Annotated in this window: 14 protein-coding genes and 1 tRNA gene; 8 read left to right on the forward strand and 7 right to left on the reverse strand. The window is 48.2% G+C overall.

The annotated features are described in order from the left end of the window. Positions 1 to 55: 55 nt before the first annotated feature. Positions 56 to 793, reverse strand: coding sequence for a 30S ribosomal protein S2 (gene rpsB, locus D0C16_RS09135; RefSeq protein ID WP_151032030.1), 738 nt, complete (start codon positions 791 to 793; stop codon positions 56 to 58). A gap of 345 nt (positions 794 to 1,138) precedes the next feature. On the opposite strand from rpsB, the gene uxuA reads away from it, so the two are divergent. The 8 genes from uxuA to D0C16_RS09175 all read left to right on the forward strand — a co-directional run bounded on the left by uxuA (position 1,139) and on the right by D0C16_RS09175 (position 10,333). Further along, positions 1,139 to 2,329 (forward strand): mannonate dehydratase, encoded by a 1,191-nt coding sequence (gene uxuA, locus D0C16_RS09140; RefSeq protein ID WP_151032031.1) that lies wholly within the window; start codon positions 1,139 to 1,141, stop codon positions 2,327 to 2,329. Positions 2,330 to 2,513: 184 nt separating this feature from the next. Continuing rightward, positions 2,514 to 3,287 carry a type I methionyl aminopeptidase gene (gene map, locus D0C16_RS09145; RefSeq protein WP_151032032.1) on the forward strand — a complete coding sequence of 258 codons (774 nt, stop codon included), beginning with the start codon at positions 2,514 to 2,516 and terminating at the stop codon, positions 3,285 to 3,287. Between the two features lie 92 nt (positions 3,288 to 3,379). Then, positions 3,380 to 6,067 carry a [protein-PII] uridylyltransferase gene (locus tag D0C16_RS09150; RefSeq protein WP_151034862.1) on the forward strand — a complete coding sequence of 896 codons (2,688 nt, stop codon included), beginning with the start codon at positions 3,380 to 3,382 and terminating at the stop codon, positions 6,065 to 6,067. Between the two features lie 33 nt (positions 6,068 to 6,100). Next, the gene (gene dapC, locus D0C16_RS09155) at positions 6,101 to 7,300 is read left to right on the forward strand and encodes a succinyldiaminopimelate transaminase (protein ID WP_151034863.1); all 1,200 of its coding nucleotides are present in this window, start codon (positions 6,101 to 6,103) and stop codon (positions 7,298 to 7,300) included. 3 nt (positions 7,301 to 7,303) lie between these two features. After that, positions 7,304 to 7,975, forward strand: a complete 672-nt coding sequence (nth, locus tag D0C16_RS09160) for an endonuclease III (protein WP_151032033.1) — start codon at positions 7,304 to 7,306, stop codon at positions 7,973 to 7,975. A gap of 124 nt (positions 7,976 to 8,099) precedes the next feature. Next, entirely contained in the window at positions 8,100 to 8,444 is a 345-nt protein-coding gene (locus D0C16_RS09165) for an ArsC family reductase (protein ID WP_151032034.1), read from the forward strand. 28 nt (positions 8,445 to 8,472) lie between these two features. Further along, the gene (dapD, locus tag D0C16_RS09170) at positions 8,473 to 9,504 is read left to right on the forward strand and encodes a 2,3,4,5-tetrahydropyridine-2,6-dicarboxylate N-succinyltransferase (protein ID WP_151032035.1); all 1,032 of its coding nucleotides are present in this window, start codon (positions 8,473 to 8,475) and stop codon (positions 9,502 to 9,504) included. 127 nt (positions 9,505 to 9,631) lie between these two features. Beyond that, the gene (locus D0C16_RS09175) at positions 9,632 to 10,333 is read left to right on the forward strand and encodes a YebC/PmpR family DNA-binding transcriptional regulator (protein ID WP_151032036.1); all 702 of its coding nucleotides are present in this window, start codon (positions 9,632 to 9,634) and stop codon (positions 10,331 to 10,333) included. 120 nt (positions 10,334 to 10,453) lie between these two features. Here the strand turns inward: D0C16_RS09175 and D0C16_RS09180 are convergent, their stop codons facing one another. From D0C16_RS09180 to folP, 6 genes are all read right to left on the reverse strand, one after another. After that, positions 10,454 to 11,620 carry a sterol desaturase family protein gene (locus tag D0C16_RS09180; protein ID WP_151032037.1) on the reverse strand — a complete coding sequence of 389 codons (1,167 nt, stop codon included), beginning with the start codon at positions 11,618 to 11,620 and terminating at the stop codon, positions 10,454 to 10,456. Between the two features lie 126 nt (positions 11,621 to 11,746). Next, a tRNA-Leu gene (locus D0C16_RS09185) sits at positions 11,747 to 11,831 on the reverse strand. 10 nt (positions 11,832 to 11,841) lie between these two features. After that, entirely contained in the window at positions 11,842 to 12,249 is a 408-nt protein-coding gene (gene secG / locus D0C16_RS09190; RefSeq protein WP_151032038.1) for a preprotein translocase subunit SecG, read from the reverse strand. 49 nt (positions 12,250 to 12,298) lie between these two features. Next, on the reverse strand, positions 12,299 to 13,006 hold the full coding sequence (gene tpiA / locus D0C16_RS09195; protein ID WP_255482103.1) for a triose-phosphate isomerase: 708 nt from the start codon (positions 13,004 to 13,006) through the stop codon (positions 12,299 to 12,301). Positions 13,007 to 13,315: 309 nt separating this feature from the next. Beyond that, on the reverse strand, positions 13,316 to 14,653 hold the full coding sequence (gene glmM, locus D0C16_RS09200) for a phosphoglucosamine mutase (protein ID WP_151032040.1): 1,338 nt from the start codon (positions 14,651 to 14,653) through the stop codon (positions 13,316 to 13,318). Positions 14,654 to 14,694: 41 nt separating this feature from the next. Then, entirely contained in the window at positions 14,695 to 15,555 is an 861-nt protein-coding gene (gene folP / locus D0C16_RS09205) for a dihydropteroate synthase (protein ID WP_151032041.1), read from the reverse strand. Between the last annotated feature and the right edge of the window lie 73 nt (positions 15,556 to 15,628).

Consider the following 15,628-nt stretch of genomic DNA (forward strand, 5'->3'; position numbering starts at 1 on the left):
CTGCGCGCAACGCTAGCAGGGCTATATTGTCGTTTAATTACTGCGGTCGCTAAAATTACTCAGCAGAACCTTCAGCAGCAACGTATTCATCTTTGTTTGGTACAGATGAAGCAGACTTGGAACCTTCCAGGCACGCATCAGCAATTGCAGATACATACAACTTGATCGCGCGGATGGCGTCGTCGTTACCAGGAATTACGTAGTCAACACCTTCAGGGTTGCTGTTGGTATCAACGATACCGATAACAGGGATACCCAACTTGTTAGCTTCCTGAATCGCAATACGCTCGTGATCAACGTCGATTACGAACATCGCGTCAGGCAAACCAGCGATGTTTTTGATACCACCGATAGAACGCTCCAATTTCTCCATATCGCGAGTACGCATCAAAGCTTCTTTTTTGGTCAGCTTGGTGAAGGTACCGTCCTGGCTTTGAGTAGTCAGGTCAGACAGACGACGAATAGAAGCACGGATGGTTTTGTAATTGGTGAGCATACCGCCCAACCAACGATGGCTAACGTATGGTTGACCAGCGCGTTCAGCTTGCTCTTTGATGGTCTTTTGCGCAGCGCGCTTGGTACCAACAAACAGGATTTTTTTCTTTTGTGAAGCCAGTTGAGTGATCAACGCCAGAGCTTCATTGAACGCTGGAACGGTGTGCTCCAGGTTGATGATATGAATCTTGTTACGCGCACCGAAGATGTATTTACCCATCTTTGGGTTCCAGTAACGGGTTTGGTGACCGAAGTGGACACCGGCAGACAACATGTCGCGCATGCTTACTTGTGGCATTTTAGTATTCCTACTGGGTTAGGCCTCCATACACCCCGCTCACCAACCAGCATGTTTGCAGTTACTCTACCTAGGTAGAGTCAAACATTAGGCACCCAGGTTTTGCGTGTCGATGTATGTGTGACGTTTGTTAAACAAAGGATTTTCTCTTGCTTCCGGTGGGATTTAGCCCTAACCCGAAAAAAGAGGCGCGCTTTATACCACAAAAAAACCACCAGATAAACCTAAATCCCTTGTGGCTACAGCATTCACGCTAATGTAAGGAACTGCATATCCCTCTAGGCCGCGCCCGAATCAACTTGTACACTAGTTAAATCAACTCACAAGAAACCCCGAGACCTCATCATGAAAGAAACTTGGCGCTGGTTTGGCCCCAAAGATACTGTCAGCCTGCAGAACATTGCCCAAGCTGGTGCTACCGGCATAGTTACTTCCCTACACCATATTCCGACCGGTGCGGCCTGGCCCATGAGCGATATTCTGGAGCGCAAAAAACTCATTGAAGATCATGGGCTTGAGTGGGCGGTCATCGAAAGCATCCCGCTTCATAACGATATCAAAACCCGCACCGGCAATTTCCAGCAATACATCGACAACTACAAAGAGTCATTGCGCAATGTGGGCGCTGCGGGTGTTAGAGATGTCTGCTACAACTTCATGCCAGTGGTGGATTGGACCCGCACCAACCTCAACTACACACTACCCAACAACGCCCGCGCGCTGCGTTTTGAGATGAGCGACTTTGCCGCATATGATGTTTACATCCTGCAACGCCCTGGGGCCGAGCAATCCTATCGCCCTGACGTACTCGCCAAAGCCAAAGCACGCCTCGACGCCATGAGCAGTGAAGAAAAAGCCCTGCTGGAAAAAAACATAATTGCCGGATTACCCGGTGGCGAAGGCTCCTATGATCGCGACGGTATTCGCGCTGCGATCGACCTGTTTATCAAAATGGGCGACGAAGGCATGCGCGCCAATCTTTTTGCCTTCTTACGCGAAGTGATCCCGGTGGCGGAAGAAGCCGGCGTACGCATGGCCATCCATCCGGATGACCCGCCCTTTTCACTCTTTGGATTGCCGCGCGTAGTTTCCACTGCTGACGATGCCCGGGCACTGCTCAATGCGGTACCCAGCCCATCTAATGGCCTGACACTATGCGCCGGCTCTTACGGTGCCCGCTGCGATAATGACCTCGTTGCCATGGCGCGCGAATTTGGCGAACGCATTTATTTCGTTCATCTGCGCAATATCAAGCGCGAGGAAGATGGCTCCTTCTTTGAATCCGATCACCTGGATGGCGACAACGACATGGTCGGCCTGATTGAAGCCCTGCTAGATGAAGAAGATCGCCGCAAAAAAACCGGTGTAGCCTTACCGCCCATCGCCATGCGCCCGGATCACGGCCACTTAATGGGCGATGAGATTGGCAAAACCGGCATCAACCCCGGCTATTCCTATGCGGGCCGCATGAAAGGCCTGGCGGAATTGCGCGGGGTAATCCATGCGCTTACCAGTTTGCGCCGTCGCTCTGCCTGAATAAACACCTGTCTCTAATCCGGGGGGAGTAAGCCCTCCCCCCATCCCTCACCTCTTCCAATCCCAGTTCAATGCATTTCCAACTCGCTCTATTACCTCAATAGAGGATTGATCTTGGGCAAAGCGGGTTGGAATCGTTTAGAATGCGGCATATTTTCAATCACTATCGAGATTGCCTGAATTCATGTCAGTTACTATCAAAACCCCGGAAGAAATCGAAAAAATGCGCATCGCTGGCCGCATGGCTGCCGAAGTGCTGGAAATGATTGGCCAATACGTACAACCCGGCGTTACTACCGCTGAGCTGGACAAAATCTGTCACGATCACATTGTGAATGTACAAAAAGCGATTCCCGCGTGCCTCGGTTATCGCGGTTTCCCAAAATCAATTTGTACCTCAGTTAACCAGGTTGTCTGTCACGGCATTCCGTCCGATAAAAAAGTGCTCAAATCGGGCGACATTATCAACATCGATGTCACCGTGATTTATGAGGGCTACCACGGCGACACGAGTGCCATGTATTTCGTTGGCACCCCGGCACCGCATGCCGAGCGCTTGGTAAAAGTAACCCAGGAATGCATGTATAAGGCAATTCAATTGGTTAAACCCGGTTGTCGTCTGGGTGATATTGGTCACGTAATTCAGGAATACGCTGAAGCTAATTACTATTCAGTGGTGCGTGAATATTGCGGACACGGCATTGGCAAGGTGTTCCATGAAGACCCACAAATTTTGCATTACGGCCGCCCAGGCACCGGCATGGAATTAAAGGAAGGCATGTGCTTTACCATTGAGCCAATGATTAACGCCGGCAAACCGCACACTAAATTAAAAAGTGATGGCTGGACCGTAGAAACCAAAGATGGTCGACTCTCCGCACAGTGGGAGCACACCATGATTGTCACCAAAGACGGTGTAGAAGTCTTCACCGCGCGCGCTGGCGAAGCGTTCAATTAATGGCAATTAACGATTGGGTTTCGCGCGTGCTGGGCAAGCGCGCGACCCCCGTTATACCCCCACCACAACAGCCTCAGGAATCCGGTAAACCCATGTCGATGTCTGCAGTGCCCTATTTTGAACGGCCATTATTTTTCTTTGATCAAAGTCGTTTCCGCCGCGCACTCGCTGAAAAGCCGATCATTACCGTATTTAAAGATGCAATTAACGCAGCGAGCACCCAAGCCAATCGCCGCTTCCTGGAAGGTGAAGATATTCGCGCACTGGTGTATGAACGCGCGCTGTTTATCGACTGCGTGCTGCATTATGCGTGGCATCAATTTTCCTGGCCAACGGGAATTAGCCTGGAAGCTGTCGGTGGGTACGGACGCGGCGAATTACACCCTGGCTCCGATATAGATTTGTTAATCCTGCATCACCCAAAGGTATTCGATCACTGCAAAGAAAACATCGAAAAGTTCCTGACGCTCTTGTGGGATATAGGTTTGGAAATTGGTAGCAGTGTTCGCACCATCAAACAGACCATCGAGATTGCACGCACCGATATTACTGTCGCCACCAATATCTTGGAATCGCGCACTCTGGTTGGCGACACTTCGTTGCGTGTGGAGTTGTTACAAGCCTCCGGGCCCGACAAAATTTGGTCCGCTGAAGAATTTTTCCGCGCAAAATATCAGGAACAGCAAGAGCGCCATAAAAAATATAACGACACCGAATACAATCTCGAACCCAATATCAAAAATGCACCCGGTGGTTTGCGCGATATTCAAACCATCAGCTGGGTAACCAAACGCTATTTTGGTGTACGCACGTTAAAGCAGCTGGAGGGTAAAGGTTTTTTTACCGACGAAGAGTTTTCCTTGCTCAATTCCGGCGAAGAGTACTTATGGCGCGTGCGCTATGCCTTGCATATGGTTGCCAAGCGCGCCGAAGAAAGGCTGTTATTTGATTACCAACGTGAAATTGCCAAACTCTTTGGTTACTCAGACAGCCACGAAGGTTTGGCTGTCGAACAATTCATGCACCGATACTACCGCACTGTGCTGGCACTGCGCGAATTAAATGATGTAGTTCTGCAGTTTTTGTCGGAAGCCATTTTGCAGAAAGGCAAAACCAAAAGTGTGGTTTCAATAAACGAGCGCTTCCAACTGCGTGACAATTTCATTGAAGCCACGCACACCTACGTCTTTGAAGAAAACCCTTCAGCACTATTGGAAATGTTTGTGCTGATGGCGCAAAACCCACAAATTGTTGGTGTACGCGCGTCCACCATCCGCTGGATTCGCGAAAGCCGCCATCTTATCGATGATAACTTTCGCACCAATCCAAAAAACACCCAGCTCTTTATCAAACTTCTGCAGCAACCCGCTGGATTGGTAGAACAATTAAAGCGCATGTCGCGCTACGGTATTCTCGGCTTGTACCTACCGGAATTTGGCCTGGTTACCGGCCAGATGCAGCACGATTTATTTCACATCTACACCGTGGATGCACACACGCTCAAAGTGGTGCAGAACATGTGTAACTTTTTGCTGCCCTCGGCCAAAGAAGATTTTCCGGTAGCGGCACATATTATGACGCGCTTACCTAAACTGGAGCTGCTTTACATTTCCGGTCTGTATCACGACATTGGCAAGGGACGCGGTGGCGATCACTCTACCCTGGGCGCCGTGGACGCCGAAGAGTTTTGCACACGCCACGGCATTTCACCACGCGAAACACGTTTAATCTGCTGGCTGGTAGAAAAACATTTGTTAATGTCACAGGTATCGCAAAAGCAAGACATTTCAGACCCGGAAGTTATTCATAAATTTGCACTGACCGTTGGCGACCAATTGCACCTGGATTATTTGTATTGTTTAACAGTTGCGGATATTAACGGCACCAATAAGGAATTATGGAACACCTGGCGCGCCAGCTTGTTGCGTCAACTGTATCTGGATACACGTCGCGCACTGCGTCGCGGCCTGGAAAACAACGTCGACAAACATGATTTAATTGAAGAAACCCAGCAAGCGGCCATCCGCAAACTCGCGCGCAAAGGGTTAAGTAAGGAGCAAGTGCTCGCACTCTGGGGTGACATGGGTGACGACTATTTCCTGCGCGAAAACGTTGCCGATATCACCTGGCACACGGAAGCCATTGCAGCACGCACAGACGACAAACCATTAATTCTTATCAAAAAAACCACAAGCAAAGAATTAGCCGGTGCAACACAAATTTTCGTCTACAGCAAAAACCAGAAAAATGTGTTTGTGGCTGCAGCTACCGCATTAAGCCAATTAAACCTCAGCATCCAGGACGCCAAGATTTACAGCTCCAAGTCCGGTTACACCATAGACACCTTCTTTGTATTAAATGAAGACGGCAAACCCTTAGGTAACAACGCCACCTTGCTAAAACAAATTCAGAAAGCGTTACTTGAGGAGCTGAGTCTCGTCGACAACTATCGCGATGTTATCGGCCGTCGCACACCGCGCCGTTTGAAATATTTTGCATCACCCACACGCACCTCACTCAACACCGACACCATTCGCAACTGCAGCGTACTGGAAGTCATTAGTCCGGATCGCCCCGGCCTGCTTGCTTGCATCGGGCGCATATTTATGGATTTCGACATTCAACTGTTGAACGCCAAAATCGCCACGCTCGGCGAGCGCGTTGAAGATATGTTTTTTATTGTAGACAGTGACGGCAAACCTTTAAGTGATGCCTCTGTGTGTGAAAAATTGCAGCAAGAAATACGCGAACAATTGGATAAGCGCGTCGACAAACTTTAATTGAATCAGATCTTCAAGAATTAGATGGCAATCATGAACCCGGATTTAAACCTATTACATCCCTACCCGTTTGAAAAACTTGCTGCACTGAAAGCGGCTGTTAGTGCACCTGCGCACCTGAAAGACATTATGCTTTCTATTGGCGAACCGAAGCACGAGCCACCGGCATTTGTGCTGGAAACACTAGTGTGTAATTTATCGAAATTATCCAACTACCCAACCACCAAAGGCTTGCCGGAATTGCGTGAAGCAATTGCAACCTGGGCCAGCAAACGCTTTCAGTTAAATGCAGGAACCTTTACTGCCGATAACCATGTGCTGCCAGTTAACGGCACGCGCGAAGCCTTGTTTGCGTTTGCACAAGCAATTATCGACCGCAGCAAACCGGATGCATTGATTGTATCGCCCAACCCGTTTTATCAAATTTATGAAGGTGCAGCACTGCTCTCAGGAGCACAACCTTACTTTTTAAATTGCACTCTGGAAAATAACTTTATTCCCGATTTTGCGGCGGTACCTGTAGAGGTATGGAAGCGCTGCCAACTGCTGTTTATTTGCTCACCAGGCAATCCCACCGGAGCCGTAATGAGCACCGCACAATTAAAAGAATTGATTGCGTTGGCTGATCAATACGATTTCGTTATCGCCTCCGATGAATGCTACTCCGAATTGTATTTTGATGAGAGCAATCCACCCGCCGGTTTATTGCAAGCTTGCGCGGAATTAGGGCGCGACGACTTTGCGCGCTGCGTGGTTTTTCATAGCTTGTCCAAACGTTCAAACCTGCCTGGTTTGCGCTCCGGCTTTGTAGGCGGCGATGCAAAAATTCTGGAAAAATTCCTGCTCTATCGCACTTATCACGGTTGTGCAATGCCGGTACCCACACAACTTGCCAGCGTCGCCGCTTGGGAAGATGAACACCATGTAATTGCAAATCGCTCGGCTTATCGCCAAAAATTTGATGCAGTGCTTGATGTGCTGTCAGGCGCACTACCTGTTACCAAACCCGACGCCAGCTTTTACCTCTGGCCAAAAACCCCAATTAAAGGCGAAATATTTGCGCAACAATTATTTGCCCAACAAAAAGTGACCGTACTCCCCGGCAGCTATTTAGCACGCGAAGCAAATGGCATTAACCCCGGCGAAGACTATGTGCGTATGGCGCTGGTTGCCCCCTTGGCAGAATGCGTAGAGGCGGCCCAACGCATTAAGCAATTTGTGCAATCGCTATAAGTTATGAATGCGGCAAAAAATTTAACCAAAGCGGAGCGCGTCGTATTTATCCTGCAACGATTGCAGGATCTTTACCCGCAACCCCCTATTCCGTTGCTCCATAAAGACACTTATACCTTACTTATTGCTGTATTACTGTCGGCACAGTGTACAGACGAGCGCGTCAACACAGTAACTCCAACTCTTTTTGCATTGGCGGATAATCCTTTTGACATGGCTAAAGTGCCGGTCGAAAAAATTCAGGAAATTATTCGCCCTTGCGGGTTATCACCGCAAAAATCCAAAGCCATCTCAGTGTTGTCACAAATGCTGGTGGATGAGCACAATGGAGAAGTGCCGGACGATTGGGATGCCCTGGAACGACTTCCCGGCGTGGGCCACAAAACAGCAAGCGTGGTCATGAGTCAGGGTTTTGGGCATCCGGCATTTCCGGTGGATACCCATATACATCGGCTGGCGCAGCGCTGGGGCTTAACCGATGGTAAAAACGTAGTGCAAACTGAAAAAGACTTAAAAAGATTATTCCCGGAATCCAGTTGGAATGCGCTGCACTTACAGATTATTTATTACGGGCGAGAATATTGTTCGGCGCGCGGTTGTGACGGCACTGTGTGCGATATTTGCAGAACCTGTTATCCGAATCGAAAAAAGCCAAAAATTGTATTGAAACCATAATCCCTCCCAGCCTCCCTTTTTCAAAGGGAGGAATTGAGGCAGCACTTCGAATTGGGTAACGAAGTCAACTCAAGCTTCCCCCTTTGAAAAAGGGGGATCAAGGGGAATTCTGAAGAGAATTTAAATGATTACTTTATACGGCATTAAAAATTGTGACACAGTAAAAAAAGCACGCGATTGGTTGGATCAGCACAAGGTCGCGTATAAATTTCACGACTTTCGTACAGACGGCTTAAGTGAAGCACAGGTGAGCAGTTGGATTAGCGAGCTGGGTTTGGATACGTTGGTTAACAAACGCAGCACCACCTGGAAAGAGCTGGATGAATCCAGCAAAAACAATTTCGATGCAACTAGCGCAATTCCGATTATTGCAGCCAATCCAACCTTGATTAAACGCCCGCTTCTCGATACCGGCAAACAAAAGCATGTCGGATTTAAAGACGCAGAATACGGCAAAATTTTTAATTAATTATTTTTGAAATAACGCAGGAACTATCATGACTCAACTCTACGCACTCGGTTTAGGCATAGGCACCCAGAACTCCAAAGGCGAATGGCTGGAAGTTTTTTATGCTCACCCGGTACTCAACCCTACCGAAAATAGTGCGCGCGCTATTGCGACTATTGTGGGTTATACCGGCGGCAATCAGGCTATTGCCATTAGCAACAATCAAGTTGGCGAAATTGTGCAGGCGTTAACCATCGCCGGCGATACTGCGCAGGCGGAAATTGCTAAATCACTGACTAACAGCAAGCGCCCATTAGTCGCAACACTGCTCGCCACTGATACTAACCCAGCGTCGGTACCTGAAGGCTATTTAAAGCTCCACCTGCTCTCTCATCGCCTGGTAAAACCACACGGCACAGTATTGACAGGAATTTTTGGTGTACTGCCCAACGTAGCCTGGACCAATCAAGGCGCTATTGATGTTAACGAATTGCCAGCGCGCCAATTGCAAGCACGCTTGAACGGTGAAGAGCTGGAAGTTTCCTGCGTCGATAAATTCCCCAAAATGACCAACTATGTTGTGCCTAAAGGTGTGCGCGTTGCCCATACGGCACGCGTTCGTCTGGGCGCTTATTTGGGTGAAGGTACAACCATCATGCACGAAGGTTTTGTGAACTTTAACGCAGGCACCGAAGGCCCAGCGATGATTGAAGGCCGTATCTCTGCTGGTGTATTTGTGGGCGCAGGTTCAGATTTAGGCGGTGGCAGCTCTACCATGGGAACCCTCTCCGGCGGCGGCAATATCGTAATTTCTGTCGGCAAAGAATCCCTGATCGGCGCAAATGCGGGTATCGGTATTCCATTAGGTGACCGCTGCAAAGTAGAATCAGGGCTGTATATCACCGCCGGAACCAAAGTCGTTGTGTTGGATGATGCGGGTAGCGAAGTCAAAACCGTCAAAGCACGCGAGCTAGCAGGTGTTTCCGATTTGGTATTCCGCCGCAATTCCATTACCGGTCGCGTAGAAGTTGTTACCAACAAAAGCGCACTGCAACTGAATACAGCGTTACATAAAAATTAATCCGTAAAGGAGCAATTTATTGCGCCCTGTTCAATGCGGAAATGATGGAAAAAACCGGGGGCGATCAATCGCGCCCCTACAATAAACCCAATTGATTAATACATTAATTATCACAGAGGCGATAACCATGGGCGCACAGTGGAAAGCAAAACATAAAGAAGAAGCGGCAAATGCCAAAGGTAAATTATTTACCAAACTCACCAAGGAAATTATGGTTGCCGCACGCAACGGTGCTGACCCGGATATGAACCCGCGTTTGCGCCTCGCGGTAGAAGCAGCAAAAAAAGCCTCTATGACGCGCGAGACTTTAGAGCGCGCCATCAAGAAAGGTTCAGGTCAACTCGACGGTAATATCAGCTACGAAAAAGTCGTGTACGAGGGCTACGCACCGCATCAAGTCCCAGTGATCGTTGAGTGCCTTACCGATAACGTAAACCGTACCATCTCCAACATTCGCGGATTATTCCGCAAGGGTCAACTAGGCACTTCCGGTTCTGTATCCTGGGATTTTGATCACTTGGGTATTATCGAAGCAACCCCAGCGAATAAAGATGCAGACGTTGAAAATGCAGCGATTGAAGCGGGCGCGCAAGACTTCGAAACTGATGACGATGGCACCGCTACCTTCTACACCGACCTAACGGATCTGGACTTGGTACAAAAAGCCCTTCCCGCACAAGGTTTCACCGTAGTCTCTGCAAAACTCGGCTACAAACCAAAAAACCCTGTGAGCCTGTCAGGGGAAGCACTGGAAGAAGTTGAAGCATTCCTGGCTGCCATCGATAACGATGATGATGTGCATGAGGTTTATGTGGGGTTAGCGGGATAAGTTAACCACGTTTATTGAAAAGCTGAACTGACCAACCCAATAAAAAAGCCGCAATTGCGGCTTTTTTATTGGATAACGTAAATTAGTCATTTTTCTTTGAGTCCTACCTCAGGACTCCTATCACGACCGGAGCTTTTTCTTCCAGCGCTTGTAATTGGTCGTAAACGGATAGAGTAATTGCCCCATTACACTGCGTGGCAATCGCACGGTAGTACCGTAATCCGCAGGCCAATGTTCTTTGGGGAAATGATAGGTTCCAAATAATTTATCAAACAAAATGGTGTGCGCAGAGTAATTGGTATCAATCGCCGGTTTTTCTGAACTGTGGTGCCAATGATGGAATTGCGGCGTAACAAAAATGTACTTCAACGGCCCAAAGGGAATCGCCAAATTACAGTGAATCAAAATCGCCTGGAGTGCGGCAAACGCAACATATATATTTAACGCTTGTTCATCCGCCCCCAATAAGTAAAGCGGAATCATTACCGTTGCGCGCTCTGAAAATACTTGAATAAAATGCCCACGCGAACCCGCTAACCAATCCAGATTTTCAATGGAGTGATGCACGGCGTGTATCGGCCACAAGCTATTCACTTCATGATAAGCACGATGCTCCCAATAAAGAACAAAGTCGGCACAGACAATAATCAAGCCCACCTGCACCAACACCGGCAAAGACTGCACCGCTGCCTGCACACTGGGGCTTAATGCCCAATTGAAATGGCTGGCGTGATAGTTGGCAAAAATTAAAATGGCTGAAATTGCCAAATGGTTAAAGCAAAAATAAAATAAATCCACACCCCACTCGGGGCGCATAATTAATTGATCTTTATGCATAGGAATTAATTTTTCCAAGGCCATAAACACAAACACCGAAGCCAAAAACGCCAGAATTAACCAATCCACTCCCAAGGACAACTCACGTGGCTCCACCGCCCCAACCGGAATTTGGTAACCGCCCAGCGCAAACCCCACCAACGTAAAACCAATCCCGAGCAACGCAGGAATTTTGTAACGCGCGCGATTAAGTACCAATGCCAAAGCACCAAATCCCAGTGAAAAATACATCGCATACTTCAGCAAAATCTGTAACTGCTCACCATCGTAAACCCGGCGCAGTTCTGTGGTAGTGAGGTAGGAGGGATATAGGTAAGCGAACACCGCCAACAAACTTAAAACTCCCAACACCAGGGAAACAAAGGCACTAATCCGCCCCTCCCCAAAACGAAACTCTTGCGAAGGGTCCTTTTCCACTTGGCGCTGCTTGTATTGGTATTGCTGATCCATGGTGTTATTTCTCTGTGGTAAATTTGTTATCTTCCATGAGCTTCCGGCCCCTCGCAAGTGCAAAAACAAAAAGCCCCGCTAATGCGGGGCTTTCAGGATGTTTTGAAAAGTCATCATACTTTCTTTTGGTGCCCTGGGCCGGACTCGAACCGGCACGGCATTCGCCACTACCACCTCAAGATAGCGTGTCTACCAATTCCACCACCGGGGCAAATTTTTTACTATTCTTTTTTCTCTTCTACCTGCGCAGCGTCCGTAGGAGCTTGAGCTGCAGGAACATCAGACGGTGCAGTTGCAGCCGGAACATCTGACGCCGGTGCAGTTGAAGTTGCAGGAACTTCAGATGCCGGAGCCTGTTGAGTCGCTGGTACAACAATGCCTTGCGTTGCAACTTTTGAATGATTCTTGGCGATAACAGCTAAGCCAAAACTGGTAGCAAAAAATACGAACGCAATGATCCAGGTTGCGCGAGTAAAAAAGTTACCGCTACCCTCACTACCAAATACTGTTTGCGATGCACCGGCTCCGAAGGAAGCACCTGCGGCCGCACCTTTACCCTGCTGCAGTAAAACCAAGCCAATAATGACCAGCGCAGCGAGGGAGTGAATAATTAATACTAATTTTTCCATTGCAAAACTCTCTTGTGAGCGTTTTTGTGCCTGTTGAGCAACTGAAGATTTATTCAGCAGCCTTACATATTGCTAAAAACTCGTTGGCATCCAGTGAGGCTCCGCCGAGCAAGGCACCGTCAATATCCGCCAATGCAAATAACTGCTGTGCATTGTGCGCCTTAACGCTACCACCATACAAAATTCTTACTTCATCCGCTAACACACCAAGCTGGGCACGCATGAATTTATGCACTTCTTCCGCTTGTTCAGGTGTTGCTGTTTTACCGGTTCCTACAGCCCAAACAGGCTCATAGGCTAGCACTGCGTTACTGAATACGTCTTTACCCGTATGAGCAAAAACTGCATTCAATTGCCTGCTGATAGTTTCAAGGTGCTTTCCCTGCTCTCGATCCTGAAGGGACTCACCCACACACAGAATCGGAATCAAACCTGCTTTTTGCACAGCAACAAATTTTTGTGCAACCTGCTGGTCAGATTCATGCTGCATCCGGCGGCGCTCATTGTGACCAATTATTACAAATTTGCAATCCAAATCTGCAAGCATTGATGCGGAAACTTCGCCAGTAAAAGCTCCCTTATCCTGCTCATTTACCGACTGCGCCCCCAATAAAATCGGTGAGTGCTGCAGACATTCGCGAGACTGATACAGATAAGGATACGGTGGGCAGATCACTACATCTGCTCCGCGCTCGCCTTGCCAACCTTTGGTTATTGCTGCGAGCAAACTTGCGTTCTCACGCAAATTACCATTCATTTTCCAGTTGCCAACCACCAGCTGGCGACGCTTGGCGTTACTTGCTTTAGTCAACAGCAATACCTCCCCCAAAGCGGGCGCCAATGTTAGCCAAGATGGTTTGAACATACAACCAAATCTTGCCTTCGCCCCTGATTTTTCTGTGTTTTTATGACGCTTTGACTGAAAAGCCCCGACCAATTCCAGATTGCCGAATATAAAATCTGCGCCTTGACCGATTTTTAAGCGCAGATTTTTGTGCACTGCAACAACTCCATTTTAGCCCGTTTGCGAGTAACTAAGCCTTTCTTAGCTCTTTCGACTAGCGCCCTAACTGAGTGAGGACTCCACTACCGCAGCCAATTCCTGAGCCAACTCTTTTACCTGCTTCTTATCGACACCCTCGACCATTACACGCACTACAGGCTCCGTACCCGAAGGACGCAGGAGGACCCGACCAGTGCCAGCAAGTTTCTCTTCCGTTAATTTAACAGCAGATTTAATCGCCTCGTTGTTCCCCAGATCCACACGCTTGGATGCGTGCACGTTGATCATAATTTGCGGCAATTTATTCATCGCCTTTTTAATGCGATGCAGTGAATCTCCAATAGTGGTAATTGCAAGGAGCACCTGTAATGCTGAGATAATTCCATCACCGGTGGTAGTAACATTACTGCAGACGATATGACCGGAGTTTTCACCACCTAAACGCCAGCCATTTTCGCGCATCAACTCAATAACGTAACGATCACCAACTTTGGCACGAGCAAAAGGAATATTTAATTTTTTCAAACCCAACTCAAAACCAAAGTTGCTCATCAAGGTGCCCACAACACCATCACATCCACCCGCATATTCTTGCTGGTAGGCAGCAATGATGTATAACAATTCATCGCCATCTACTACTTCACCTTTATGATCGACAAATACAACCCTATCTCCGTCACCATCAAACGCAATACCCAAATCCGCGCCCAACTCCACAACTTTTTCTTGCAGCGCCTCGGGCTTTGTAGAACCACAGCTACGATTTATGTTCGTTCCATTTGGCTCAACAAATAATGGGGTTACACGCGCGCCTAATTCGGTGAATACATCTGGCGCAATGTTATAGGTGGCACCGTTAGCGCAGTCCAACACTATGTGCATCCCCTTGAGATTAAATCCCCAAGGCATAGTGCCTTTGCAAAACTCAATATAACGACCCGACGCATCAGCAATACGACGAGCCTTGCCCAACTTTTCAGCAGTCGACATTTGCTGTTCAAGTTGTTGCTCAATTAAATTTTCCAACTCATCGGGCAATTTGCTTCCATTACCACCAAAAAACTTAATGCCATTATCTACATAACTATTATGAGAAGCGCTGATCACAATACCGGCCTGCGCCTTGAAAGTACGTGTTAAATATGCAACACCTGGCGTTGGCATAGGGCCAAGCAAGCCAACATCGACACCCGCATTAATTAAACCCGCTTGCAATGCAGATTCAAACATATAACCGGAAATGCGCGTGTCTTTGCCAATCAAAATCATATTTTGGCCATCAAAGCGATCCTTGAGCACACAGCCCGCAGCCCAACCTAACTTGAGCATAAAATCCGGGGTAATAGGAAACTCGCCCACCAAACCGCGAATACCATCAGTGCCAAAATATTTGCGAGACATAAGCTCAAACTCCGCCTAAAAATAAAATGCAGTGGAACAAATTAACCATTTGCTGCCGAAAGGACTTTCAGTACATCAACCGTAGCAGCCACATCATGTACACGAATGATCGCTGCCCCGCGCTGAGCCGCCAAAATCGCTAACGCCAAACTGCCCGGCAAACGCTCATCAACTGAACGGCCCAATAATTGCCCTAGCATGGATTTACGGGACATGCCGACCAGAAGCGGATAACCCAGATCAGTAAACTCGGATAGCCGCTGCAAAAGGGCGAGATTATGCGCGAGTGTTTTACCAAAGCCAAATCCGGGATCTAAAATAATGCGCTCTCTGGTAATTCCCTGTGCATGGCAAGCATCTATCCGCCCCTGTAAAAAACGCCGAACATCAGCCACAACATCATCATACGCAGGACCATCCTGCATCGTATTTGGCTGCCCTTGCATATGCATTAAGCAAATCGGCAAATCTGTTTCCGCCACAGCGAGCAATGCACCATCCCGTAGTAGTGCACGCACATCATTGATCATCCCTGCTCCATACCTTGCAGATTCGCGAATAACTTTGGCCGTGCTGGTGTCCACGGAAACCAGCGCGTCCAATTTATTAACCAATGCGTCAACTACCGGGACGACCCTATCTAACTCTTCCTGTTCAGATACACTAGCAGCGCCTGGCCTGGTGGATTCACCACCCACATCAATAATAGACGCACCATCCACCAACATTTGCTCTGCCCTTCTTAGGGCAATATCAATCGACAAACGATTATCACAGTAGCTATTACCGCCGTCTGAAAACGAATCAGGAGTAGTGTTGAGAATTCCCATCACCTGAGGGCGAGATAAATCCAGTTTGTGTTTTCCACAAAGAAGGATCGATGAACCAGATGCAGATAACATCTTTTATCCTCAAAAATCAGAGCTCAAAAAACAATAACCCCGAGCAAGCTCGGGGTTATTTGGATACTCAAAC

It is taken from the genome of Cellvibrio sp. KY-GH-1 (assembly GCF_008806975.1).
Lineage (GTDB): Bacteria > Pseudomonadota > Gammaproteobacteria > Pseudomonadales > Cellvibrionaceae > Cellvibrio.

Coding starts and splice junctions, on each gene's coding strand:
- rpsB (WP_151032030.1), bottom strand. CDS start 793: ATGCCACAAGTAAGCATGCGCGACATGTTGTCTGCCGGTGTCCACTTC.
- uxuA (WP_151032031.1), top strand. CDS start 1,139: ATGAAAGAAACTTGGCGCTGGTTTGGCCCCAAAGATACTGTCAGCCTG.
- map (WP_151032032.1), top strand. CDS start 2,514: ATGTCAGTTACTATCAAAACCCCGGAAGAAATCGAAAAAATGCGCATC.
- D0C16_RS09150 (WP_151034862.1), top strand. CDS start 3,380: ATGTCGATGTCTGCAGTGCCCTATTTTGAACGGCCATTATTTTTCTTT.
- dapC (WP_151034863.1), top strand. CDS start 6,101: ATGAACCCGGATTTAAACCTATTACATCCCTACCCGTTTGAAAAACTT.
- nth (WP_151032033.1), top strand. CDS start 7,304: ATGAATGCGGCAAAAAATTTAACCAAAGCGGAGCGCGTCGTATTTATC.
- D0C16_RS09165 (WP_151032034.1), top strand. CDS start 8,100: ATGATTACTTTATACGGCATTAAAAATTGTGACACAGTAAAAAAAGCA.
- dapD (WP_151032035.1), top strand. CDS start 8,473: ATGACTCAACTCTACGCACTCGGTTTAGGCATAGGCACCCAGAACTCC.
- D0C16_RS09175 (WP_151032036.1), top strand. CDS start 9,632: ATGGGCGCACAGTGGAAAGCAAAACATAAAGAAGAAGCGGCAAATGCC.
- D0C16_RS09180 (WP_151032037.1), bottom strand. CDS start 11,620: ATGGATCAGCAATACCAATACAAGCAGCGCCAAGTGGAAAAGGACCCT.
- secG (WP_151032038.1), bottom strand. CDS start 12,249: ATGGAAAAATTAGTATTAATTATTCACTCCCTCGCTGCGCTGGTCATT.
- tpiA (WP_255482103.1), bottom strand. CDS start 13,006: ATGAATGGTAATTTGCGTGAGAACGCAAGTTTGCTCGCAGCAATAACC.
- glmM (WP_151032040.1), bottom strand. CDS start 14,653: ATGTCTCGCAAATATTTTGGCACTGATGGTATTCGCGGTTTGGTGGGC.
- folP (WP_151032041.1), bottom strand. CDS start 15,555: ATGTTATCTGCATCTGGTTCATCGATCCTTCTTTGTGGAAAACACAAA.